Source organism: Vibrio galatheae, from assembly GCF_000967545.1.
Taxonomy (GTDB): Bacteria; Pseudomonadota; Gammaproteobacteria; order Enterobacterales; family Vibrionaceae; genus Vibrio; species Vibrio galatheae.
The window spans coordinates 21,248-46,937 of record NZ_JXXV01000018.1 but is presented as its reverse complement, the minus strand read 5'-3'; the positions used below and the strand labels follow the sequence as shown (position 1 = coordinate 46,937).

Sequence of the window (25,690 nt, the reverse complement as noted above, 5' to 3'; positions counted from 1 at the left end):
AAATTCATTACCGACAGCCCATTAGACTTTGCCTACTTAGGTTAAGATTTGAGTGGCATGATGTCCGATACGTTCGCTGTTTCCTCGCTGATATGCGAGTGCACCGCTTGGCTTCGCCCTTGCTGTTTGGCTTGATACAAAGCGGTATCTGCGGCTTTAATTAATTCTTCTGTAGATGCATCAAAGTCAGGGAATGTGGTTACGCCAATTGATACACCAAGCTGACCGAGTGATAAACCCTTCAGATCGAGATGTAATTCTCTTACTGAGTCAACGATATGCTTCGCCAAGCTTAAAGCAGTGTGACTTGACGTGTCAGGACAGATAATCGCCAGCTCTTCACCGCCTAAGCGACAAGCTACTTGGTTTTCATCAATGATTCGGTTTAACAAGCTTGAGATCGCTTTAAGAACGTAATCGCCTGCGTCATGGCCAAAGTTGTCATTGAAACGCTTAAAGTGATCGAGGTCGAGCATCAGTAGTGAGAGAGGTTGATGGTCATGCTCAGCCTTCGACCACTCTTTATCAAACACTTCCTCGAAATAGCGTCGATTGAATAATCCAGTAAGGGGATCGCGCATGGCCTGTGAACGGAGTTTTTCTTGCAGACTCAAATTAGCCAGACCCAAACCAAGGTGTTCAGCCAGCGTGAAAGCGAGCAACTTGATTTCTTCACTGACGTGCAGAGATTGGTCGCCGAAATAGAGGTGGAACATACCGACGGTATTGCCGTGAGCCGTGAGGGGAATACAGAGTGTCGAACCATCTTCTTCCAAGTCACTCATATGATTGCAAACTAGATTGTGGTGTTTTTCATGAGATAGGTGAAATTTGCCTTTGCGTAGAGCCCAGCAATCGTTCGGGGTGTACACCTTACTGGATGGCCACTCTCCACCCCAGTCCAGTTTCACTTCGAGTTGATTACGCGATTCACGCATAATTGAGACACAACCATTAATATCACCCAGCAACCTAGGGATAATATCGGCAACAACCACTTGAGCTTCCTTAATACTGTTACAGGCCGCGAGCATGTTTGCCAGTTGATGAAGTAGAGCGATCTCGCGGGTACTTTTCTCTATACGTCGCTCTTGTTGTTGTCGTTCGTAATTCACCAGCGCGTACATTTTGCGATGGCTAAACCAAGAGGACGCGATGATAACAACGAACGAGGCAAACATTAATGCGTAGATAATGTGTTCTAAATCGTTGGTCATTGCCGCAAGTGTCGTCAGGGGCATCGCCATGCGAATCACATATTTTGTGTCATGATCATATTCAGCTGGTGGTAACTTGAGCAGTTTAGCTACGTAGAGTAGGTCTTGATTGAGCGATTCACTATACCGCTTGGAGATGCCAAACCCCGAATTTAGCGCACTCGCGATCTCGGTACGTTGGCTATGATCATCAAGTAATTCAATTTCTCGCTTGGGGAGTTGTGAATCGCCGAGCACCTTGCCACTACTATGGATAACGGTAAAACGCTGACCAATTCGAGATTGAGATAAGTTGTCGATAAAGTCATCAACCGATTCCGGTGTCATGCTATACAGGTCCAGCTTATGCTCATGGATCTGGTAGGCAACATCGTCAAGTAAGCCTGACATATACCCACTCACAATCCGATTGGTCCAGTTGAGCATAGTATTGTGAAACACGTAGCCACCTATCAGCATCGACAGGGCCAATGTTACAATAGGTAGGTATTGGAATCGTTGAAGAGAAGACGGCATTGATACCCCACGTGATCTGACATACTAGGCTTAAATAAAGTCTAGCTGCATCTATGGGGAGTGGGAGCTAAGTGGATGTTTTGGGAGCAAGGTCTGATTTCTAAGCGAGTGACCTTGCGATGTAATCAGAGGAAATAGCGGCTAACTTAACTCATAGCTAATCTCAAATAGAGTGTTCGTATTAGGGTAGATTTCGCGGATCAACCGTTTGAGCTTCGGTAGTTCAATGGCTTCTTGTTGGGCATGGAATTCGTTGATGTCATCAAAATGAAGCGGTTTTACAGCTAAGATTTTAATGTCACATACCTTAATGTCAGTTTCTAGAGTGAACACCTCGACCTGAGTTCCTGGCACATAGTGTGATTCAGACTCGTCACGGATGGTGATGGTCTTTTGACCTGACGTAATCAGGGGGGTAAGAAACTCAAAAAACGTAATTTTGCTCGGTGGGGCCATCAAATTATCTCTCAATGCTTAATTATGTTGATGTAACAATACTATGAACTCGCAGTATTCGCACTTACTCCTATTTGCTTGAGTTCGTTTTGTGTGCCAATTTAGTGTTAGGCCGTTATATCACTTAGTGACGAGATGTATTTTCTAGAATTTATTAAAGAGGCGAGTACGTGAGTAAGCAGAGCTTTAATGTTGAAGATGCAGGTCAGATTTTTGTTGGCGCCTTTGCGTTAGCGGTGCCGATTTCGTTTTCTGAGGAGGCGTGGCGGCTTGGTGAAAGTCTACCTTGGTTGAACCTACTATTATTATTTGCTCTGTCGATTACATTCCTCACACTATATACCTACGAAAGTGTATTCCAGCGCAATATCTCGCAGCGCAAAGGTGAATTTATTTATCGAATATTTATCGCTTATTTTATGACTGCCTGTGTTGTCGCATTGGTATTATTCAGTATCGATAAATTACCGTTATTGGATCTCCCCATAGTGGCATTAAAAAGAGTCATTATTATTGCTATGCCTGCATCGATGGGGGCAATTATTGTCGACAGTTTTGATAAAGAATAATTTCTTTGTCTTGCACATTTAAATACGCTATCAGACAGGTCAAATCACTGATTGCAATCTATTGTTTATAGTATGATTATATTCAATTCGTTGTCTATCTTGGTTTTTGCCGCGCTTGAAGGAGCATGGAATGAAAGTAGTGGTAGCTTTGGCTGTATTTTCCATAGCGGTCGTCGGCGGCTGGTGGTATTTAGCAAGCGGGGCATTGACTGCCGAACCAGCGAGTACTAACATAAAAATCGCCGTGTCTCTAACGCCATTGAGTACCCCTCTGTTTGTCGCGCAGCAGCAAGGTATTTTTGCAAAACATGGGCTTGATGTTGAAATCGTCCCGTGTCACGGTGGGGTTAAATGTGCTGAGCTACTCCAAACCGACGCCGTCGATTATGCCACTGCCTCTGAAACCGTCGCGCTGTTTAATAGTTACCATCACAGTAACGTTTCAATTTTGTCGAGCTTTGTCCGATCAAGTAATGACCTTAAATTATTGGCATTGGAGCCGAATGATGTTGACAGGGTAGCGGATTTAAGTGGTAAAAAAGTTGGCATCGTCAAATCGAGTGCCAGTGAATTCTATTTTGACTTGCTGCTTATTTCCAATGCGCTGCAAGGTTTAGATGTCGAAAGAGTTTATTTACAGCCTGAAGAGCTGGTTAACGCATTACTCTCCTATCAGGTCGATGCTATTTCGGTATGGGAACCTTATGGATATAAAGCCTCGTTGTCTTCCACCTCAACTGTGATTAACTTAGGTACTGAAGGAATCTATCAATTATCATTTAACCTCCTGACTAAGATGCCTCGGCTTATCCCAATTAAACAAGAACAAGCCTTATTAGCAGCTTTATCCGACTCGATTCGATGGATAGAGTCCCACCCGGTAGAGAGCATTAGTTTGATCAGCCAAGAGCTAGGTGTTCGACCGCAACAAGTTAATTGGGTCTGGAATGACTATGTCTTTGAATTGAGTAAAGACTATAGTTTGCTATCAAATTTGCAACTTCAAGCCAGATGGGCGTCAGAACGGAATATACTCAAAGGAGAGCCTATTGATGTTCGGACACTGGTCGAGCCCAACCGTTAAGCAAAGTAGACTAGGAGCCAAGTTGGATGAAGCTTTCGCTCACAGCTAAAATGTGTGCTTTGCTTGGCGTTGGTGTCTTGATGACAGTCGTGTCGTCTTGGTCGATGTTTAGTTTGTACTCAAGGCACGTTATTGCTACTCAGAATCAAATGCACTTACTCGATATTCAATCAGAAGTTAGTGCACTGCAAGGGGAACTGTGGCTTTATCTAGAGTATAAAGATGATAAGAGCTTCGGTAACTTAATCGAACAGCAAAAAAGACTGTCCCAAATTCTCGCTTCATCTCAATTGCCGACCAATACAATGTCAAAGCTCAATCGTTTAAATAATCAACTGATTGAACTTATCTCTGACGACAAACAGTTTCAAATGAACCCGCATAGTTTAAAGGTGAAAGAGGAATTTGTTGTCCAAAGGCATGCCGTCTTAACGGGGCGTTACAATATGCTGATTCAAAATATGTATGAGTATATTTCTAGCGAACATGAATTAGAGCTTTCACAGACCAATCGCCAAATTGAAGAGACGATGATCTACCTAGCAGTGATATTCATTGTGTTCTCGGTCGGTATGAGCCTGACGGCATTTGTACTGTTGAGGAGTTTTCGCACTGGCGCGCGAGCCATATCAATTGCGATAAATAACATCAAACAACGACGCTTTTCCCATCGTATTGATTGTGAGCACCTTGATTACGAATTTAGTACATTGGGTGAAACCTTTAATACAATGAGTCACGAGCTTGAGCAAAATGTTTACACCAAATCACAGTTGGAAAATGAAGTCAGTAAACAGACCCTTGAGCTAGAAAAACAGACTCAAGAATTGGAATACCTGTCAGAGCACGATTCGTTGACCGCACTGTTTAACCGAAGATCGATGGAAGCACGATTAGAGACTGCGTTAGAGAAAGCAGAAAGAACTGGGTTAATTGTCGCTGTGCTATTTTTGGATTTGGATAAGTTTAAAAATATCAATGATACCTATGGTCACGATATTGGCGATGAGGTGCTGGTAAAAGTGTCTGAGCGATTGTTGCACAGTACAAGAAAGACGGACATTGTCAGCCGGTTTGGTGGTGATGAATTTGTCGTTTGTTTAGATTTACTTGAAGACCGCGAGTCAGTGTGGGCAAAAGCGAATCAAATTATCACTAATATGGATCACCCTATTACGATTGGCGTGACGAGTTTTAATGTCGGTATTAGTGTCGGCATCGCAATTTATCCAACCAGTGCGGCAACGCACAAGGAATTAATTAAACTCGCTGACCAAGCAATGTATGAAGCGAAGCAGCGTCCGGGAAATAATTTTGTGTTTATTGAAGATAAGTTAAACGTGAAATTAGCGGATGAATAAGCGAATTGGAGAAAAAAAATGGGTTTGATTTTTCTTCCACCAGTTCGCTTGTATTTACGATAAAGTAATATATTTATTTTAAATCAGTTGGTTACGGATTTAATCGTTTGTTCATAGGCACAACTTTACGTGGCTCAAACCCTTCAATAACGCGACGTTCAATCAAATGACCTAACCGAGCTTCTATCATGCATAAGTTTTTAAAGTTATCTTTCGAGACAAACGAAATCGCTTCACCTTGTGCGTCGGCGCGGCCTGTACGGCCAATACGATGAACGTATTCATCCGCTGGGAACGGCAAGTCATAATTGATCACTCGGGCTAGACCTTCGATATCTATACCTCGCGCGCCAACCCCCGTCGCAATCATATATTTGATTTTACCCGCTTTGAAATCCGCGAGTAATTTGGAACGGACGGCTTGGCTTCTGCCGCTATGAAACGCTTCTGCAGTAATGCCACGTTTCTCTAGTTGTGAGGCGAGCTTGGCGGCACCATGTTTCGTTTCAATAAAGATCAGCGCCTGATCCCAGTCGTTTTCTTTAATTAGGTGGCTCAGCAACGCGGACTTTTTATCTTTATCAACGGTGATTAGCCATTGTTCGATGTTTTTCTTCGACGCTTGATTCGCCGCAATCGATATCTCATAGGGGTCATGAACCGCAGTTTTAGCGAGGTCACGGACTTTGTTTGAAAGTGTCGCTGAAAACAGCAGGTTTTGGATGTCACGCGGTAAACGATCAAGGATTTTATCAATATCCTCGATAAAGCCCATATCCAGCATGCGATCGGCTTCATCCAGCACCAAAATCTCGACTTCGTCAAAATGGACTGCACGTTTTCCATACATGTCAATCAGCCTACCGGGTGTGGCAACGAGAATATCGACACCTTCAATCAATGCTTGTTTTTGTGCTTGTTCATCAACGCCACCATACATAGCCAATGATTTTAATGATAAATGTTGACCATAATCTTGGATTTTTTGCTCAACTTGAACTGCTAACTCGCGGGTTGGTGTCAGAATCAAAGCACGAATGCGCTTTTTCCTTTGAGTTTCACCGTGGCTAAGTTTTTCCAGAATTGGTAGTACAAAGCTTGCTGTTTTACCCGTACCGGTTTGTGCGGCTGCAATCAGATCTTCACCACGTAGCACGACAGGAATCGCCTTGGTTTGGATATTGGTTGGCTGTTGGTAGCCAAGTTGAGAAATAGCGTCAGTGATAGGTTGGCTTAAGCCGAGTTTCGAGAAAGACATGCTTACACTCTGGATCTAGATGAGTTCAGGGCTACCGCCCATATAATGAAGCAGAGTGTAGCACGAAGCCCGGGAAGATAATTAGCTTTGTTTGTCTACGGAAATACAATTACCATGCAGCAAATCCTGCCCTGTTAGACGTTACTATCAGCGCTGGAATGCTGCTGCTTATTTCGCTTGTGTGGCTGCGCTAGATTGCGATCCCGAATTGATGCCAGTATTTCTAATGCCATAGTGTATTTTAGTTCGGTCATCGCAGAGTTTAACTGCTCATAGCGTTCTTCGCCCATTAATTCATAGAGACTTCGGCTATGATGTTCAATTTCATCGATCGCACTTAAGTCTTGTTCCTCCAACAGCTCAATCATCTTATTAATATCTTCCGTGGTGAGGTCTGACTTTGGATAACTATCTAAGTTAACAGATTGCTCGTGTTTCCACTGCGCTAGCGTGGCTTCACTGGCCTCGACTAATGATTGTAGCTCCTTCGCTAGTCTAGCCAGCAGTGTTTCGGCAACGGGGTCAAGCGCTCTCAACGCGATTTCACTCTCTGCCGCAAGTTGCTGAATAACGGTCGCTCCAATCATACCTGAGACACTTTTGAGCTTGTGAGTTTGCTTGGCGACTTCTAAGCACAAAGGCTCATTTTCTTTATGGTTTACTTCTTTGATAGGTTGATCAATAAGGTTGCTATGGCCGCTCACTAAGTGTGCTAAGGTTTTAACAAATAGATCTTTATCTCCGAGTAACAACTGTTGGGCTTGTTTAATATCTAGGCCATCAATGATTGGCCAGTTGTCATCTTGTACGATTTCTTGCTGTTTTCCTTTAATCTCGACTTCTTTTCCGCGGTACGTTTGAGCCCATTTGCGGATGACATTAATCAGTTTCGGCGGGTCTAACGGTTTGGTAATGAAATCATCCATCCCGCTAGATAGTGCGCGCTTTTTCTCCTCTACTAACGCACCCGCAGTCAATGCGATGATGGGGACATCTTTCAGCGTCGTTTCCAAGCGCGCTAACTTTGTAGCCTCTAAGCCATCCATGATTGGCATTTGAACATCCATTAGTACCACGTCATATTTATCAGGGGAGCTTTTCAGTGTTTCCAGTGCTTGTTTGCCGTTTTCAGCTACATCGACTAGAGCGCCGTTTTGAACCAGAATGTGTTCAGCCACTTCTAGATTGGTTGCGACATCATCGACAACCAACACTTTAACCTCTGGCAGCCACAGTGCGTTTATCGAATCGACAAACATAGGATTGACTGCAGAGTTGTGGTCACTAAGCATGCGGTTGAAACTATCAAACAGCAGTGAAATATTGAATGGCTTGGAGAGATAACAATCGACGAGTTTACGCGTGTCGAGTTGCTTTATGTGCTCGATGTCGAAAGACGATGTCATCATGATAACAGGCAATTTTTCTCGGCCAACTCTATCAACAAGATTAGCGAGGGTGACTAGGCTGTCTTCTTCGTTTAGATTCCAATCGACAATCATGGCATCTGGAATACGCTGGTGCTGTTCGATGCGCTTAACGTACATATCGTACAGCTCAGAGGCACCTTGCACCACTTCAGAGCGCCACCCAAGGGAACGTGTCATTTGCTGAAGTAGGGCAAGATCGTCGGGTGAGTCTTCAGCTATGATGACGAACAGCGCAGCATCCTCTTCATTGAATAGAGTGGTGTCTTGATCGCTGCCCACTTTTAGCGGTAGATCGATGATAAAGCGACTGCCTTTACCTTCTTCACTTTCAACTTCAATGGTGCCGTTCAGTAAATCGACTAGATTATGAACAATGGACAACCCGAGTCCGGTTCCTCCGTACTTGCGTGCTGTGCTGTTATCTGCTTGATTGAATGGTTTAAATAGGCGAGTTCGTGCCTGCTCAGAAATCCCTATTCCAGTATCTTCGACACAAAAGCGTATAACGTTATAATCTTCACCAAGGTGTGGGGAGCAATGAATGGGGATTACAGTTAAGGTGATTTTGCCAACGTTGGTAAATTTAAACGCGTTACTGAGCAGGTTGACTAAAATCTGTTTTATTCTCACATCATCTGAGACAAGGTGATCAGGTAGGTTGGGATCCAGTTCTAGATTAAATTGAAGGCGTTTTTGCTCAGCATGAACATCAAAGATACTCATAACTTCGTCCAAAAGAGACTTGAAGTTAAACGGGGTGTTTTCAAGTTGAAGTTCATTGGCTTCAATCTTAGACAGGTCAAGCACATCGTTCACGATGCCAAGTAACGATTTACCCGAGACCTGAATTTTGTTGACCAGCCTACGCTGTGGTTCGGTGAGATCTTGCACGGTTAACACATGGGCGAGACCAAGAATGGCATTGAGTGGCGTTCTAATTTCATGGCTTGTGTTAGCTAAGAACGAAGACTTTGCTTTGGTGGCAAACTTAGCCTGCTGCAAAGCGAGTGATAACTGCTCTTCACGATGAATTCTTTCTTGTATATTACGGCACGACGCACAAACGAGCTTAGTGTTGTCTAAAATGACCGTATTGAGGCTAACTTCTACCGGTATTTCTGTTCCGTCCGCTTTTAGTGCATACAGCGAAGCTTGGTTGTATCCCATCAAGCGACTTTTGGGGTTGCGCATGTATCCGTCAACATGAGACTGGTGATGGTTTCTGTATTTGCTCGGTACCAGTTTGTTGATATTACTCCCTTCGAGCTGTTCTCGACTATAACCAAAAATCACCTCGGCCTGTTTATTCACCATGGAGATAGTGCCTGATTCGTCAGCAATCAACATGGCATCGGGTGTAGACTCTAGCAGAGCTTTGAAACGAAGCTTCTCTTTCGCTTGTTGCTTTTGCTGTTCGTCAAGCCAAGACTCTCTGCTATTTACTCGCGCCGAATACCAGAGCCAATATTGAACAGCAAAACTAGAGCCAACAAAAAGAAGCAAAATGGCGATAAAGATAGCGATTTGAATGAGGATTTTTTCCAACACTGGGAACTGACGTATCGTGGCGTAGACATTGACAGCACGGTTATCTGCATGGGGAGATAAAAGAAAGGATTGATGTTTTGACCACACCCAGCCGCTAGAACTATCAAGGCTTTCTATATCATTGACTCTAAGTGGGTTCCACCAGCTTGTTGAGCTGAATTCTACCGACCAATTAATAGCGCTTCCGTGATTAAATGAGAAATTGTAAGAGGGAATAGGGTGAAGCAAAAAATAGCCATTTGTGTTGGTGATTAAGGGAATGACCTGACTATGAAGATCCTCTTTCACTGTTTCAAAAAGGTTCTTTGCATCCAAGTTGATGATAACTATGCCGAATACAGAGCCATCTTTGCGATTTACTTGTGTCGAGAAACGCCACGTGGGACGTTGGGGCTCTTCAATGATCCCGTACTCGCGATTTAGATTGATATCAGATTGGTATACTTGTTTTTCGTCTAAGCTTAGCGTAGATGGAATATAGGGCTCTGCATACTTACTTTGTAGTTTAGAATGGGGAGTCTCTTTTACTGAGTCAAATTGCCGTTCGACCCTGATATATTCGCGCCAACCTAATTGTGGTGTGATGAGTCGAACCTGAAAAGCTTGTAAATCTGCACGTAAGTAGCTTGAAAAAAAACGAGTAATATTTTGTTTTAAAACGGCGATTTCCTCTGCGTTCGCTCCTTGTTCTTGAGCTTGGATTAGATCCGTGAGCACAGGTGATTTGGCTAAAAAAAGTATATCTTCATTATATCGTTGAGCGACTTGCTGAAATTTGTTCACAATCAGATGACTGGAGTCATCAAGTTCCTCCTTGATTTTGTCTAAATGGTTGACCGTGACAAAGTAGCTGTACCCAGCGACTAACAACAAAGAAATTACTGTGGAGGTGATAAAAGCTCGTTGAAACTGCTGGCTGCGCAAATAGGCGTTGACACTTTTTAAACCCATCGTCTCGTCGCCATCACTGGTCGCGTGCTCACTTTTCTCAGCAAGCAGTATATTTAGCCCCAGTTGGCCGGTGAGTGTAAGCACAAGGCCGATAAGCAGCACGTATTTAATATTCCATAGCTGTGAATCCACCACAGCACCTTGGTCTGGGACTAAGGTCATTGTCCATTTTTGGCCAAGTACGTTTAGATGTCGAATAACCTCATATTTATACGATGGTGTCGTAGCAGGGTTGTTAGTAGTAAAAAAATCGGTTGTCTCGTTATCTACTTTCAAACCGAGGTGTGCGTCGTCAAGCTCGGTGCTAATGGTCGCCAATACCTGCTCGACAATAAGTGGTGCATAGGCCCAGCCTTGTACGGCTTGCTCTCTCTCTTCAACTGTTTCCACTGGCTGGGTTGGATCGAATATAGGCAGTAATACCAGCGTACCACCGCTCACTTTCCCGTTGGCTTGAACAAGAGTAATTGGCGCTGTGAGTTGTACTCTATTGTAGCGCGCAGAATCTAACGCGGCTTTACGGCGATTAACTTCAGATGCTATGTCTAATCCGATGGCTTGGCGGTTAACGTCTTGAGGGTAGATATACTGAATAACAAATCTATCTGCTGGATTGGGATTGAGGTAGCGAATCGAAAAACTAGGGGAGCCATCATTCGTAAGCTTTTCAACAAAATCTTTTTCTTGGTCTCTGCTCACTTTGGTAATCATTCCAAAGCCATTTGCGCCGGGAAATTCGAGTTCTATATTGCGACTATTAATATAGCGTTCGAACTGTTGGCGATTGATTTTCTCTATTCCTGCGGTAATGACCGCGCCTCGCAATCCTCGTAACCCATATTCATAAAGTTGAAATCTTTTCAGAATCGATTGTTCCGCTTTTGTCGCTAAATCAGTGGCATACGCATGACTTTTTAGTTGATTCTGTGCGTTGAGCATCCAAACAGTGCAGGCGGTAATCAACAGACCCGATATCAGTGGTGACCACTGAATTATTCGAGTTTTAGCACTTGTCATAATAAGAGTTTTTTCTCAATTTCAGAATGAGGTACTGGAGGAGAAAAGTAATACCCTTGCAAAAAGGGGACGCCAAGTTCCTGTAATCTCTTCGACTGCCTTTCTGTCTCGATCCCTTCTGCAACGGAACTTAATCCCATATTATTTGCAAGATTGGCGATTGTAGTGACCAGCAGCTCATCGGAATCTTTTTTCTCTAACTGAGCAATGAATGAGCGGTCGATTTTGAGGACATCAACGGGTAGGTCTTTAAGGTAGCTTAAGCAGGAATAGCCAGTGCCAAAATCGTCGATTGAGATGGTGATCCCCAATTGGCGTAAGTGGGTCATATCACGCGTGACTTTATCTAGGCTTTGCAACATTAAACTTTCCGTGACTTCAAGTTCAACGGAGCTTGGTAGCAGACTATGATCATGGATTTTTTTTAGTAGATAGGGCACGAAGTTAGGATCAAGAAACTGAAGTGGAGAAATGTTCAAACAGATTCTCAAGTTAAAGCCAGCTGATTTCCACTGATGTAACTGCTTAAGTGCGATATCAATTAATTGTTCACCGAGTGGAATGATTAAGCGTGTTTCTTCTGCAATATCAATGAATTTGTCTGGCGTTAGAATATCACCTTGCTGGTCTTCAATACGCATGAGTACTTCAACCGCTTCAATTTGGTGGGTATCGGATCTCACAATAGGTTGGTACAACGCGACGACCTTGTTATTGGCGATGGCGTTTTTCAACTGAACATAAACGTGATTACGAGATAAGAATTTTGATTCAAGGCTATCAGAATAGAAACAGATACCTTCGTAGGAACGATCTTTTTTCGCTCTGTGCATGGCAGCGTCAGCATTGAGCATTAACTGCTGGGCGTTGTCTGCATCGTTAGGATAGATACTGACGCCCATTGTGATTGAAAAATTATGCAGCTCTGTATGCAGTTCAGCGTATTGATTAATTTCCTCTTGGATACGCATTGCTAGACTACTCAGCTCGTTAGGATCTTGTATATTGGGCACTAGGAGCATGAATTCATCTGCATTGTGACGACTTAACGTCTCATTGTTGGTCAGTTGATTGTGTATCCGTTTCGCGATCTTCTGCAGTAGTGAATCCCCGAACTGAAAACCATACTCTTCATTAATATATTTAAAGTTGTCTATATCAACTAAAACTAAACCAATAATATTATTGGAACTTTGGCACTGCGTGATTTCCATTTTAAGTCGGTCCAGCAATAGAAATCTATTTGGCAAATTAGTCAATTGATCGTGCTGCAACGCATAAGACATTCTCAGCGCCATAGCATGAGACTCATTGATATCAGAGAATACGATTACAGCCCCTTTCACTTCCCCTGATTCCGAAAGTAGCGGTGATGCACTATCTTCAACTGATATCCAGTTGCCATTTTTCTGCTTGAGTTGACAATTGAGCGCCATACCAACCGTTCTTTTCTCTTTTATTGCTAAACGAATGGGGTTGATATGCGTAAAATCACGTTCACCGATTCGTAGCGGCATCACTGACTCTATTTCTTGTCCATTTGCTTCGCTAAATGAGACTCCGGTAATCAGCTCGGCCGCTGGGTTCATATAGGTAATGCAGCCGTCAATGTCGGTGGTGATCACAGAGTCACCCGTAGAATCAAGAGTAATACGAGCATGTTGTGATATTTCGGCAAGTTCTCGTTGATGTGTGCGAAGTTGAATGTGAGTTTTGACCCTAGCAGCAACAAGCTCTGGTCTTAGGGGCTTAGCAATAAAATCAACTGCGCCGCTATTGAGACCACGAAGCTGGTCTTCAAATGAATCAAATGAGGTGATAAATATAACTGGGATTTGGTGAGTGCGATCGTCATGTTGTAGTCTATCAAGGACTTGGTAACCGTTGGTTCCGGGCATATCTATATCAAGCAAAATCACATCTGGGCAAATTTCAATCACACGTTCAAATGCTTTTCTGCCATCTTGCTCGAAATAGATCTTCCCTTGGGTTCTAAGCACTTTGTGCAGTAAGGTAATTTGCCTCGCATCATCGTCTACCACCAAAATCTTATTGGGGTTATTACTAGAAGAAAACATGCGCAAACTTCCTCACTTATAAACATTGTCTCTATGCACAATAGCTCATAGGTAGAAAGTTTGATCTGAATCCAATATTTTTCGGCTGTTTTTTTGTGATTCATCCCTCATAATTTTATGCCTAGCGTTTTACTTTTGGTTTAGTGACTAATCGCAAAAAACTGAGTCGAATTGACCGCTTGCATCTATGAAGGTTGTGTCAGAACTCTGCATCAATTTGGAACACCAATCGCTCGTGCGAGTATGGATGGCTAAGCTCCAAACGTTCGGCGTGGAGGTGCAAACGATCCGCTTTTTCACCATATAGCGTGTCGCCAACCATAGCCAAATTAAGCCCCAAATGATGTGCGCAATGTACACGTAACTGGTGGGTACGCCCAGTTTTAGGGTAGAGGTAGAGTTTGCTTTTACCCTCTACAGTTGCAATCTTTTCCCAGTAAGTATGCGCTGGTTTGCCATGTTCAAAGCAAACCAATTGACGAGGTCGGCCAACCGGATCGCCACGCATGGGAAGGTTAATTTCACCACTAAGGTCAGATACGGCACCCTCTAATAGGGCAACGTAACGCTTTTGTACACCGCGCGAGATAAATTGTTTTTGCAGGCTTTTGTTGGCACGTTTGGTCAATGCGAATACCAACAAACCAGACGTCGCCATATCGAGTCTATGAATAACAAATGGTCCCTCTGCATTCGGGTAGCGCTGTTGAAGCCGAGTGTAAGCGGAGTCGGTGATTGTCTTACCTGGTACGGACAGCAAACCCGATGGCTTATTCACGACCACCATTGCTTCATCTTCGAACAAGATTTCTAGCTCTTTGTCTTCAGCCCAATTTTCTTCTAAAGGATTGTCGTCGACAGCCATACCTTCAAGCATGTGCCCGAGAATAGGCTGGCATTTACTGTTGCACGATGGATAAAACTTTCCGTGCTGACGAATTTCGGATTTAGGCGAGACTCCCCACCAAAACTCAGCAAGTGCTAACGGCTTAAAACCATGTTTAAACGCATAATGGAGCAGCTTTGGCGCGGCACATTCGCCTGCGCCTGCTGGTGGAGTTGGTGACGTGGTTGGCGCGAAAATTGATCGGAGTGAACGTTGCTCACCGCGAATATTCAAGAAACGATACTGCTCAAATAGCTTGTTTTGTAGCGCATTTGACAACTGTTTGCGTTGCTCTTTTAGTGTGTCGAGCGTAGACGTTAGCGCACCCAGCTCTGTCTCTACAGCATCAATTTTATCTTGCCACTCTAACTTTAGATACTTAAGAACATTCTTCTCTGCCACACTCTCTTTACTCAGCTCAATCAGCAGGGCGTCAAGTTGATGTTTGTCTAAACCCGCTTCTGCTTGCTGACGTTGCTGTTTACGTTTAGCCCGACCTACTATGATGGCGTCACGTTGCTGCTGCTCAGCAAGGGAATATTCTGCGGTTAGTTCCTTTAACGTCTTTTTAAGCTGGATATATCTTGGGTTGGATTGCTGTTGCTTCACTTCGAGATTGAGTCGCGTAATTTCAGCCAAATCGGCGTGGAAAAAACTCTCTTCAGTGAGCATATCAAACACCGGCGGAACGAAGCCGGGCAACAAATTTTGTTCGGCAATTTTTCCAGAAAAAGCAGACAGATAGCCAATCTCTTTATTCGGTGACTCGACGAGCAGTACGCCAAACATCTTACCTGTAGCAGACGAATTGCCGTCGATGCCAAAATCATGATGCCAAGCTTGTTGTGTGAGTAAATGGTGCTGCAACTGTTCCGCCGCCAGCACGCAAAGTGGATGCGGTTGGTAGTAGAATGGAAAGGTAAACTTCTCTGGTAGTGGATACGATTGGATATCGCTTTCAAAGCGGGTGAAAAGATTTTCAGGGTGGTGCATAGACGTATTCACTACAGGTATAAATATTGGCCGTGATTTTACCTGTTTGTGACGGGAATTCTAGCTTTGATGTTCACCCAAAGCGGAGACGTTTTGATTGATATAACTGTTACCTGTTTGTAATAATGCTAACCATTAAACGGTTCAATATTACAAAAGTGATGAGATGGCGAATTGGGATGGTGTGAGTGAGTTTGTCGGTGTGGCGGAAACACAGTCATTTACCTTGGCAGCTAAAAAGCTTGATACCTCTGTGGCGCAGATTAGTCGTAAAGTGGCGTCTCTTGAAGAAAGGCTTGCGGTCAAACTATTGCATAGAACGACACGTAAGGTTTCATTAACGGAAGCGGGACAAACTTATTTTCAGCAATGTAAACATCTTGTTGAGGGGTTAGAACTCGCTGAGCTTGCGATTACCCAAATGCAGTCAACACCTAAAGGCTTACTTAAGGTGACCGCGCCGGTGACTTTTGGCGAGCAAACTCTAGCGCCGTTATTGCATCAGTTTTTGGAGTGCTATCCGCAAGTTGATTTAGATCTTGCGCTCACGAACCAAAAACTCGATTTAATCGAAGTCGGGGTCGATGTTGCGATACGTCTTGGTAAGTTGCGAGATTCGACGTTGGTTGCGAAGCGATTGTCAAGTCGCCAGCTTTATGTCTGTGCCAGTCCGAGCTATATCGAAAAGTACGGTGAGCCGCACACGCTATCAGAACTCAGTTACCACCAATGTTTAGTTGGGTCCGTAGACTATTGGCGCTTCAAAGATTCAAAAAGCGACAAGTCGATTCGGGTATCGGGAAGAATACACTGCAATTCGGGCTATGCATTGCTTGATGCTGCGAAAAGAGGCTTAGGTTTGGTTCAACTGCCAGATCATTATGTGCAAGAAGCATTAGAAGCGGGCGAGTTGGTTGAAGTTTTGTCTGAGTATCGCGACGAAAGAGAAGGCATCTGGGCGCTCTACCCACAAAATCGCAATCTATCCCCTAAAGTGCGCTTGCTTATCGATTTTTTGGCGGAGAAATTGGATGAAAACTAAGCGAGGTTGAACCCGCTTAGTTGACGATCAAAGTAGCTTCACAATGGAGTCTTTAAAAAACTATCTAACCAATTAGATCATCGGCAGTGTCGAGCCGACTAATAAAACAGCCATGGCAATATTAAAGCTGCGGATTCGAATAGAGCTGGTTAGCCAACGTTGAAGCTCTCTGCCTGCAAGGATCCAAAATGTTCCAGACGGAAAGTTGACCAACAGAAAGGTCGCGGAGATAATCAAAAGCTCTATCCAACCACCACCATTGCTGTACAAGGTTACCGAACTTAATGCCATCGACCACCCCTTTGGATTCACCCATTGAAAGCTTGCGGCGCCGAAAAACGTCATCGGCTGAAAATTGTCTACGTCTTTGGCACGTCCACTTAATGCAATCTTAAGCGCCAAATAAGCTAGGTAGGCTAAGCTGACGTACTTTAAGATCAGATGCGTAATCGGGTAGGTATCAAATATTGCTGATAGTCCTAATCCAACAAGAAGCACCATGAACGCGAATCCAAACGCGACACCACACATATGGGGTAGCGTTCTCATATAGCCAACATTTGCTCCCGATGTCATCAACATCAGATTGTTTGGACCAGGGGTAAAGGTCGAGACAAAAGCAAAAATAACAAGAGCACTGAGTTGTTCTAATTCCATGAATTTTCCTATACCAAAGTGAAGGCAATAAAATGCGTTGTAATGTGAGTCTTGACCGGTCTAAAACTATCTTAGGTGGATTGAGACACAATTATGTGCTTTTATTCGAATGACTTTACTTATTTGCGCAATAAAGGTGATAAATGGATAGGTTTGACGAAAGAATATTGCATGAACTTAAAATTGACGGAAGAATCTCTAATGTCGACTTAGCTGAACGGATAGGTTTGTCGGCTTCGGCAACGCTAAGGCGAGTTCAAGATCTAGAAAAGCGCAAAGTCATCAAAGGCTACCGAGCTGTTCTCGATAGCAACCAGCTTGGGGTAGGGTTTATCGCTTATGTCTCTATAGGATTGGCCAGCCATCGCAAACAAGCCCAGTTGGAATTTGAACAGCATGTCAGATTTGTCAATGAAGTGGTCGAATGCCACAACATTACTGGTGCCAACGAATACCTGTTGCGGGTCGAAACCAAAAATTTGGCAAGCTACAAAAAGTTTCATGCTGATGTTCTCGGCGAATGTGCCCAAGTACAATCTATTACGACTATGGTGGTGATGGATTCACCCAAAGACGAACGTTAGCAAGCTGTATGTAATTTAGCCTAACCTTGTTCTATCTTTAACCAATTGATTTTATTTGACTTATTGTCATGATTTATACACACAACCGACACGGGAACGTCACTGATTAGTAATCAAAACGTCATTCTGTACATCTAACTTATCACGCATCAACAGTACGAGCATAGAAGCTCACTTAAATTACAAAGGTAAGTAAGATGAAAAAAGCAGTGTTAGCGTCAGCTGTGTTTGCGGCAATGGTATCGGGTTCTTCTCTAGCAGCAACAGTATACAAAGCAGACGGTACAGAATTTAAAGTTGGCGGTCGCGTTGAGTTTCGTGGTGACTTCATCGGTAACGAAGACGGTGAAGAAGTCGCAGGAACAATGGATGATGCAAGTCGAGCGCGTTTTAATCTAAAGGGTAAATCTGAGATTACTGAAGGCATGTCAGCGTTTGGTGTCTACGAAGGTGAGCAAAAAATCAATAGTAGCGATAACGGCTTCAAAAACCGTTACATGTATGCTGGTCTAGATTTTGATGGTCACGCGCTTTCTTTCGGTAAACAAGATATGGCTGCTGTAATTGTCTCAGACATGACAGATATCAGTGAGTTTTCTGGTGTGCAGCAAGTGATCAGCGGTTCCAAAGATAAGCGTGATAGTGTTATTGCTTATCGTGGCGAATTTGCAGATTCATTCCAACTTCAGGCGACATACCAAGCGCAAAGTGACGAAGATAAAGACGGTTACAGTCTTGCTGGACTTTACTCAGCGCCATTTGGCTTAGATGTGGGTCTTGCGTTTTCAGGCAATGATGAAGGCCAAGGTAAAGGCAGCGCTTCTCAAGTTCTCGGTGGTTTGGGTTACACATGGGAAAACTTGTACATTGGCGGTACATACTCTGCTGGTGACCTAGACGACAAAGCAACAGGTACTGATGATAAGAAATTCACTGCTTACGAACTTGCATTTACGTATAAGATTACAAAACCGTTATCAATTGCATTGGTGTACACAAACCAAGAGAACGAAGAAGCAGACGGCTTTAAATACGATGACGTAGACGGCGTAGAATTTGCGCTGTACTACAAGTTTAACGCTAACTTCCGCATGTACGGTTCTTACTTCTCTAACGGCGTAGAAAAACAAATCGATGCAACGACAGGTTTAGCGACACAAGGCGAAGATACACTTCGCTTTGGTGCACGCTACGATTTCTAAATACAGGATTGCCTGAAAATTCTGTCCGCTTGGCCAAGCAAATTTGCTTGGCCTTTTTTATTTTTGGCAAATTTGTACCTTGAATCGAGCATAGTGCGGGTGAAAAAACGCCGATTTAGGCACAAACATAACGAAGTTAATTGTAGTTTGTTAAGCAGCTACGCACATTTGAGACGAAAAGGTTTGCGCAAACGATTGGTGCGAAGTTAATTAAGTGACTGTTTTTAAGAAGGAAGTGGTGAAAATTGTATAGAAAGGAGTGGTTTAGGTATGCAACTTAACCAAACTGTATCACAAAAAAAATTAAATTATCAGACTTGCGGGAAAGAAATCACGGCCTATAATGCTGAAAACCGGAGCGCCTGCCAACGCTCCGGTTTTTTTGTGTCCGAAACTCAGTAAAACGTCTGCCAACGTTTACCGAAAACGCACGACACGTAAATTTGCTTACAGGAAAATTTATCATGCGTATCGAACAAGAACTTAAGTTAGGTTTTAAAGATGTACTATTTCGCCCAAAGCGTTCTACTCTTAAAAGCCGCTCTCAAGTTGAATTAACCCGCGATTTTACATTCAAGCATAGTGGTCGTCAATGGTCGGGCACTCCGGTAATCGCAGCAAATATGGATTCGGTAGGTAGTTTCGCAATGGCGAAAGCACTGGCGGAACATGGAGTGATGACTGCAGTACACAAACACTACACAGTTGCAGACTGGGCAGATTTTGTTAAAGGTGCGGACAAAGCAACATTAAACAACGTGATGGTTTCTACAGGCACGTCAGAAGCTGACTTCCAAAAAACCAAAGACATCATGGACCTTAGCGACGAGCTAATCTTCATCTGTGTTGATATCGCAAACGGTTATTCAGAGCACCTTGTTGAATACGTAGAAAAAGTGCGTGCGGCATTCCCAGACAAAGTTATCTCAGCAGGTAACGTGGTAACGGGTGATATGTGTGAAGAGCTAATCCTAGCGGGCGCGGACATCGTTAAAGTAGGTATCGGCCCTGGTTCTGTATGTACTACTCGCGTTAAAACCGGCGTTGGTTACCCTCAGCTTTCTGCCATCATTGAATGTGGTGACGCAGCACACGGCCTTGGCGGCATGATCATCGGCGACGGTGGCTGTTCATGTGCAGGTGACGTAGCGAAAGCATTCGGCGGAGGCGCTGATTTCGTTATGCTCGGCGGCATGCTAGCGGGTCACGAAGAGTCAGGCGGCGAAGTGATCGAGCAAGACGGCGAGAAATTCATGAAGTTCTACGGCATGTCTTCACAGTCTGCAATGGACAAGCACTCAGGTGGTGTCGCTAAGTACCGCGCTGCTGAAGGAAAAACCGTACTGTTGCCATTCCGCGGCTCTGTTCACGGCACTATCTCAGACATCCTTGGCGGTGTTCGTTCAACTTGTACCTACGTAGGCGCAGCAAAGCTTAAAGAGCTAACTAAGCGTACGACTTTCATCCGTGTACAAGAGCAAGAGAACAACGTATTCGGTAAAGAGAAGTAATCCAACACTTCGGAAAATACGAATTATTGAGAGCCGCATTTTGCGGCTCCTTTTTTGCCAAAAATTTGCCAAGTGGCGACAAAGTGGCGACAAGCTAGAGGTTGACGGTGGGGTTATGGGTAGTTGCTTCTGATAAGTGATCCGGCGCGAAGTGAGCATAGCGCATTGTCATGCTGATATCGGCGTGGCCTAGAATGTATAACCAAACCTCAACCAAATGAGAAAGGCGGCGGTGACCATCCAAGGCTATCGTCTACTTCTTTCATCAAGTAGAGTTCATAAGCGCTGGCTTCGCCCTTGGTCACAAAACGTTTACGGACGCGTTTACCTCTACGCCCATTTGGGTAGCATTCACATAACCAAGGTTTTTTGCTGCCGTCTTTTAAGTTACGTATAGTCATTGGCGATTAATTTGGTAATAAATAGGCGGCACAAAGGTAGCTTAATAACCCTAGGTTTAATAACCACGGCAAGTAAACGTCTAAGCACATGGGGTCTTTTTTCATGTGTTTGACTTGGTAAAACGTGGAGATGAATGAGAGTAACAAACTTAGTGTACGTGATGGCGGGGTAATTGTCTGATAGAACGTGTAATCTCGTGCTTTTTCTCCTTGTTCACGAGTGCAGTCCCAAAAGTGACCCCACATTCTTTTCAATTTTTCGTCGCTCAGAGCTTTTTGTTCGATGCCATGGACAATATCAATTTTTACGACTGCAGAGTCGATTTGTATAGAGTCCCTTGCGATTAAATTGAACTCTGAAGCCATAAATTCATCATCAAAGCTAACAATTGTTATTGAGGTGGGAGGAACTAAGTCATTACTTTTCCCTGCGGAAGACGTTAGATTCGTTCTGACCATGTAATTTTCGTTATCATTGAGAATATAACGATACACAAACCAACGTCCAATCCATCCACTCTTCAACCCATCGGATAAAGCAATTATTCCTATGGTGCGAAATGAGCTTTCATTGTGTAGTCGATACCTCAGTATTGCATAGAACATGAATGCCATGTAGAGGTAAGTGAGATTATGGAGATTCGCCAAATTTATTGTAGGAAACCATGGAATACTTATCTGGGTATTGATAAATTCAACACCAATTACGACTTTAACTAGGCCTACTGAAAATATTGTCAGCAACCCTTTTCCTGTAGATGTAAATGAACTGTCGGTAGCGGTACTTAATGGGTTCATAACTTGTCTTTAATCAGTCCTTCAAACAAAGGTCTGTATATCTCTGAATCTCTGATAATCCACCTTTTGAAAGCAGTAAACTTACTTTCTCTATTAAGTTCCCAACCGATATCACTCAGCAGATCTATATTCTTTTCATCTTGAAACTCTTGAATGAGGTCATCAAAGTCGTTCAACTCTTCTAAAAGGTTCTCGACTAACACTGATGCACCAATTCGCTTGCATTTAGTCGTCCCTGTATAAACCTCATCTAGAAGATTTTTTGTATCTATATGGATATCGCTCGTAGGAAGTTGCTCGATCACTATCTTGTGTTGTCCAACCTGAGGAACGGGGGACACTGCAAATCGAAGATGTTGATCGGGGCGTTCGTCAGTACAATCAATAAGGTTTTCGTAATCATTTGATTTAATTGAGTTACAGTGCTCACAGGCTAACATTAAGTTATGCCAGTCGAATTTCCTTTCTTTATCGGCTCCACCGTTATGTGGTCTAAAGTGCTCTATACGAGGAGAGGTCGTTGTGTCTCCGCAAATATAGCACTTGTTAAAGAAATCTTTACTTAGCTGCTCCCACACGGCGTCGAAGTCATACTTTCCAGAAGAGAGATTTTTTTGTCTGGCGAGTTCATTAATAATTTCTTGATTAGTTGTCTTTGGAAAATAAATCACAGATACACCACCTTACTTTAAACCCAGTTGTTTGAGCTCAGTTTCAATGGTGGCGTTTTTGAAAGTAGGAACACTTTCCAGTTCTTTTTTTAGTTGTCGAAGTTCTTTCTTTTGCTTAGGTTCAAGCGATGTATCAGCAACTAGCTCTTTGTAGCGCTGAATTTTATCTCTCAAAATCCCCGAAAACTTATCGACTTCAAAGTAGCCGTCTACGAGGGCTTCATAAGAATACTTCCACAACTCCTCTGACTGATCTATGGTTTGATTTGATTCCAAATCGTAAATGATGGCGTCATCGATTGACTGAAGTACAAACGGTGAGTGAGTAGTAACAACAAACTGAATGTTAGGAAACATGGTCGTTAGGAATGGCAAAATTTCACGTTGAAGCGCTACATGTAAGTGAGTTTCAACTTCATCAATTAACACGATACCACTAACATCCAACCCACCAAACGTGATCGCTTCCATGCGCATAATGATTTCAGTCACCATGCTTACGATGGCTGAATAGCCGTCTGATAATGCTTTTAGATCAATAGATTCACCATCCGAAGTTTCAAGAACAAAGTCTAGCTGTGTGCGCAGAAACTTTAGTTTTACTTCTTTTTCGAACAGCCGACTAAATAGATCGTCCAAACTGTTAAACCATTTTTTAATTTCTTCTGCTTCTTCTTTTTCACCATCTTCCAAGGCAAAGGCTAGCTGCGAGCGACGATTTACAAGGTGATGGAGGAATTTCTGACCGGATGTATGCCGACCAATTTCCTCACTGTTTGCGACTGGTGCTGAAATATTTTCAGGCTTAATCAAGTCTGTAAGACGCTTGGCTTCAAAATAGGCAAGGACGGCATTACTTTGTCCATTAATTTGTTGAGAAATTTCAACAGTAGCAAACCCACCGGCATTAACTGTTAGGTTGTTGAATGCTCTAATCAGCGCTTGTTTAATTGCAGCGTATTGTGCGTCAGTGGGATTTATTTCATTAAACGCTTGCTGTGCATTTGCCCAAATTTTTTTAAAATGACTCTGGTTCGCCAATCTTTTGTTTACTGCACAGCGAAGGTTATCTTTAATCGAACTAAGTAAAGTACTTTTACCACAGCCATTTCTACCCGTGATGATGATGTTACGTTTTTCATTGTTGGGTATTTCTATACATATATCCCTTTGTTTTATATAGGGGTGCTCTGAAAGTTGTATCTTTCTGATATACAAATCTGTTGACGACATGTTATTCCTTAAGTTTATTTATGTGACGTGCTATTTCTCAAACCTCCAACTCACCATCAAACGTGTGTGGTAAGTTGAAGTGATCTCGCCAAAATCGTTGTTGTTCTTTGCTTAGGTTGTGTTCGCGGATAAACGCAACCCAGTTAACAGGGTCTTCTAGGTGATTTGCCCATTTGGCTTTAAAGCCTGTTATTTCCGCTAACTGATCAAGCAATTCGAGTTCCTCAAAGATGCCAAAATAAAAAGTTCTATTTTGATGTTTGCTCTGTCTTGTCTGATTTGGCGTTTGAAGTTTCTGTAACACTGTTGACGCTTTTTGCCAAAGCAACCGCATCTTGCATGCTCTTCATTATGTCCGGCGCATTACTCGCTTTTTGTTTAAGGTTATGAAGCGTGAAGAAGTTAGAAGCCAGTTCTTTCTTGAGAATTCCTCTTTCTTCCATCACTACGCAGTTTCCTTACTCAAAAGCACATCATTAACCCGGTCATCGAAGTGTTTCTTTTCGTGGCCTTCGGTGCTCAGCATCGAATCTACCAACTGGCTAAAGTAAACTTTTTCGTTTCCTGAACTATTTAGGGCTATTAAGTCTACGTAATTACCAATCTTGCGGATCTTAATAGGAGTTACTGTAATACGTTGTCGGTCCGATTGGTCGCGATAAGAAAAAGTGGTAGGGGGGCATTCACCCTGCCAGAGTATCTTTTCTTTCTGTTTAATGTAAGCCACGGCAACTGTGCCAATGGTAATAACCGCTAGAACTGCAATCCAAAACATCTACTTTTCCTACTTAGTTCTTTGTTAGTGTCATGGCAACCTGACCCACAACATTCACATCCATTTCATCGACCTGAATGGTAGATCTGTTAAATCTGGTTGGAACAAACGAGTGCCATCCATACCAATATTCACAGTTTATAAGCATAGCATTCGGATTTGATATCAAGTATCCCTAACTACCAATTTTATGAACTATAACCGAAGCTTACAGATTAATTATTTCGTTTGTGAGGCCCAATTTCCTAGGAGTAGATAACTCAAAATCACAATGTCCAGTGCTAAGATATAAATACATAACCTTTTGGCCCAATAGTAATACCACCATATCCTCCTCTAACTCATCGAGTACACGTCAAAGTGATCCTGCATACTCACTGGTGAACGGCCAGCATATAGCGCCTATGTCACGCCTCAGGTGAATCTGGATTGATAAAGCTACCACCTCTAATTGGTTGTTTTTTGACCTCTTAACCTAACGATTATCGCCGAAAAAATAATATGTTCAATAAATATTAGTAAGCTAATTAGTGTTGTCGATTTTTGCCTACTTTAGGTTTGGCTATTCCTTTTTTCTCTACGGTATTGAGATGTCTGTACTTTCGACTTTGTTACTTAAGTTACTGATAATTAGCTGTTATTCATTATCTTGTTGCCTTTGGTTTATTTGTTGGTCTTATGCTTGTTGTACTAGTAATTGCTTGTGTATTTAGGTTGTTTTTGTCGTTTCTGTGCTGGATTGACAATTTATCATTAGAGAAATGATTTGAGTTCAAAGATATTTTTTGGCATTTTATATTTAACTAATCGTTCAATTAAAAATGTGAGGTAGCCAAAATGCCCAAGGTAGGGATGCCGAGTATTCGTAAACCGCAGCTTGTTAACGCAACGATGTCGGTAATCGATAGGGTGGGTTTGCATGCGGCAAGTATCGCTTTGATCGCAAAAGAGGCAGGAGTCTCTACGGGTATCATCAACCACTATTTTGGCGGCAAGCATGGCCTGTTAGAAGAGACCATGCGTGAAATTTTACGCCAGCTTTCAAATACCGTGATGTCGAAACTCAAATCACTACCCTCAGATGCGCACCAACAGCGCATCAACGCGATTATTGATGGCAATTTTGTTGGTTATCAGGCGGAAAACAAGGTTGCGAAAACTTGGTTGGCTTTCTGGTCTTACTCTGTACATGACCCAGAGCTAAAGCGCCTTCAGCAGGTTAATGAAAAACGCCTACTGTCACATTTGAAAATTGAACTCAAAGCTCTGTTTGATAAGGAACAAGCCGAGATTATTGCTCACGGCATCGCGGCACTCATTGATGGAATCTGGCTACGCGGAACGCTCAACCCGCAAGGAATAGATGCCGTAAAGGCACGACTGATCATCAATGATTATCTCGACAAACAGCTTACATTCTACTCGCAAAAGTAATCACATAAGTCAGACTTC

At 43.1% G+C, this 25,690-nt stretch carries 21 protein-coding genes and 1 pseudogene; 8 read left to right on the top strand and 14 right to left on the bottom strand.

From position 1 onward, the window contains the following. Positions 1–41: 41 nt before the first annotated feature. The gene (locus tag TW81_RS10915) at positions 42–1,733 is read right to left on the bottom strand and encodes a diguanylate cyclase (RefSeq protein WP_045955751.1); all 1,692 of its coding nucleotides are present in this window, start codon (positions 1,731–1,733) and stop codon (positions 42–44) included. Positions 1,734–1,874: 141 nt separating this feature from the next. Then, positions 1,875–2,189, bottom strand: a complete 315-nt coding sequence (gene yqfB / locus TW81_RS10910) for a N(4)-acetylcytidine aminohydrolase (protein ID WP_045955750.1) — start codon at positions 2,187–2,189, stop codon at positions 1,875–1,877. A 170-nt stretch (positions 2,190–2,359) separates the two neighbouring features. Here yqfB and TW81_RS10905 point away from each other — a divergent pair, with 170 nt between their 5' ends. The 3 genes from TW81_RS10905 (at position 2,360) to TW81_RS10895 (ending at position 5,203) form a co-directional block, all read left to right on the top strand. Beyond that, positions 2,360–2,758 (top strand): DUF2391 family protein, encoded by a 399-nt coding sequence (locus TW81_RS10905; protein WP_045955749.1) that lies wholly within the window; start codon positions 2,360–2,362, stop codon positions 2,756–2,758. A 130-nt stretch (positions 2,759–2,888) separates the two neighbouring features. After that, complete coding sequence (locus TW81_RS10900; RefSeq protein ID WP_052706189.1) at positions 2,889–3,842, top strand: ABC transporter substrate-binding protein; 954 nt, start codon at positions 2,889–2,891, stop codon at positions 3,840–3,842. A gap of 26 nt (positions 3,843–3,868) precedes the next feature. Then, positions 3,869–5,203: a diguanylate cyclase domain-containing protein gene (locus TW81_RS10895; protein WP_045955748.1), complete on the top strand. Its 1,335-nt coding sequence runs from the start codon at positions 3,869–3,871 to the stop codon at positions 5,201–5,203. A gap of 91 nt (positions 5,204–5,294) precedes the next feature. Here the strand turns inward: TW81_RS10895 and TW81_RS10890 are convergent, their stop codons facing one another. From TW81_RS10890 to TW81_RS10875, 4 genes are all read right to left on the bottom strand, one after another. Next, complete coding sequence (locus tag TW81_RS10890; RefSeq protein ID WP_045955747.1) at positions 5,295–6,461, bottom strand: DEAD/DEAH box helicase; 1,167 nt, start codon at positions 6,459–6,461, stop codon at positions 5,295–5,297. A gap of 134 nt (positions 6,462–6,595) precedes the next feature. Beyond that, positions 6,596–11,407: a CHASE domain-containing protein gene (locus TW81_RS10885; protein WP_052706187.1), complete on the bottom strand. Its 4,812-nt coding sequence runs from the start codon at positions 11,405–11,407 to the stop codon at positions 6,596–6,598. After that, on the bottom strand, positions 11,404–13,485 hold the full coding sequence (locus tag TW81_RS10880; protein WP_045955746.1) for a putative bifunctional diguanylate cyclase/phosphodiesterase: 2,082 nt from the start codon (positions 13,483–13,485) through the stop codon (positions 11,404–11,406). Before TW81_RS10880 ends, TW81_RS10885 begins: the two co-directional genes overlap by 4 nt. Positions 13,486–13,684: 199 nt before the next feature. Beyond that, positions 13,685–15,364 carry an RluA family pseudouridine synthase gene (locus TW81_RS10875; RefSeq protein WP_045955745.1) on the bottom strand — a complete coding sequence of 560 codons (1,680 nt, stop codon included), beginning with the start codon at positions 15,362–15,364 and terminating at the stop codon, positions 13,685–13,687. 166 nt (positions 15,365–15,530) lie between these two features. Here TW81_RS10875 and TW81_RS10870 point away from each other — a divergent pair, with 166 nt between their 5' ends. Continuing rightward, the gene (locus TW81_RS10870) at positions 15,531–16,406 is read left to right on the top strand and encodes a LysR family transcriptional regulator (RefSeq protein ID WP_045955744.1); all 876 of its coding nucleotides are present in this window, start codon (positions 15,531–15,533) and stop codon (positions 16,404–16,406) included. 72 nt (positions 16,407–16,478) lie between these two features. On the opposite strand, the gene TW81_RS10865 is transcribed toward TW81_RS10870, so the two are convergent. Further along, on the bottom strand, positions 16,479–17,063 hold the full coding sequence (locus TW81_RS10865; protein ID WP_045955743.1) for a LysE family translocator: 585 nt from the start codon (positions 17,061–17,063) through the stop codon (positions 16,479–16,481). A 143-nt stretch (positions 17,064–17,206) separates the two neighbouring features. Here TW81_RS10865 and TW81_RS10860 point away from each other — a divergent pair, with 143 nt between their 5' ends. From TW81_RS10860 to TW81_RS10850, 3 genes are all read left to right on the top strand, one after another. Then, positions 17,207–17,647 carry an Lrp/AsnC family transcriptional regulator gene (locus TW81_RS10860; RefSeq protein WP_045955742.1) on the top strand — a complete coding sequence of 147 codons (441 nt, stop codon included), beginning with the start codon at positions 17,207–17,209 and terminating at the stop codon, positions 17,645–17,647. A gap of 197 nt (positions 17,648–17,844) precedes the next feature. After that, the gene (locus TW81_RS10855; RefSeq protein ID WP_045955741.1) at positions 17,845–18,849 is read left to right on the top strand and encodes a porin; all 1,005 of its coding nucleotides are present in this window, start codon (positions 17,845–17,847) and stop codon (positions 18,847–18,849) included. 464 nt (positions 18,850–19,313) lie between these two features. Continuing rightward, positions 19,314–20,360 carry a GMP reductase gene (locus tag TW81_RS10850; protein WP_045955740.1) on the top strand — a complete coding sequence of 349 codons (1,047 nt, stop codon included), beginning with the start codon at positions 19,314–19,316 and terminating at the stop codon, positions 20,358–20,360. 202 nt (positions 20,361–20,562) lie between these two features. Here the strand turns inward: TW81_RS10850 and TW81_RS19280 are convergent. The 7 genes and pseudogenes from TW81_RS19280 to TW81_RS10820 all read right to left on the bottom strand — a co-directional run. Next, positions 20,563–20,761, bottom strand: a pseudogene (locus TW81_RS19280) (site-specific integrase); the annotation flags it as partial. A gap of 6 nt (positions 20,762–20,767) precedes the next feature. Further along, positions 20,768–21,559, bottom strand: a complete 792-nt coding sequence (locus TW81_RS10840; RefSeq protein ID WP_045955738.1) for a hypothetical protein — start codon at positions 21,557–21,559, stop codon at positions 20,768–20,770. Further along, complete coding sequence (locus tag TW81_RS18860; protein WP_052706185.1) at positions 21,556–22,230, bottom strand: HNH endonuclease; 675 nt, start codon at positions 22,228–22,230, stop codon at positions 21,556–21,558. Before TW81_RS18860 ends, TW81_RS10840 begins: the two co-directional genes overlap by 4 nt. Before the next feature lie 12 nt (positions 22,231–22,242). Continuing rightward, on the bottom strand, positions 22,243–23,463 hold the full coding sequence (locus TW81_RS10830) for an AAA family ATPase (RefSeq protein ID WP_045955737.1): 1,221 nt from the start codon (positions 23,461–23,463) through the stop codon (positions 22,243–22,245). Between the two features lie 37 nt (positions 23,464–23,500). Then, complete coding sequence (locus tag TW81_RS19440; RefSeq protein ID WP_204243997.1) at positions 23,501–23,677, bottom strand: hypothetical protein; 177 nt, start codon at positions 23,675–23,677, stop codon at positions 23,501–23,503. A gap of 34 nt (positions 23,678–23,711) precedes the next feature. Beyond that, entirely contained in the window at positions 23,712–23,909 is a 198-nt protein-coding gene (locus TW81_RS10825; RefSeq protein ID WP_156980946.1) for a hypothetical protein, read from the bottom strand. Then, positions 23,909–24,238 carry a hypothetical protein gene (locus TW81_RS10820; RefSeq protein WP_045955735.1) on the bottom strand — a complete coding sequence of 110 codons (330 nt, stop codon included), beginning with the start codon at positions 24,236–24,238 and terminating at the stop codon, positions 23,909–23,911. The genes TW81_RS10825 and TW81_RS10820 overlap by 1 nt, the downstream gene beginning before the upstream one ends. A gap of 837 nt (positions 24,239–25,075) precedes the next feature. Here TW81_RS10820 and betI point away from each other — a divergent pair. Further along, positions 25,076–25,672, top strand: coding sequence for a transcriptional regulator BetI (gene betI, locus TW81_RS10815; RefSeq protein WP_045955734.1), 597 nt, complete (start codon positions 25,076–25,078; stop codon positions 25,670–25,672). Positions 25,673–25,690: the final 18 nt, after the last annotated feature.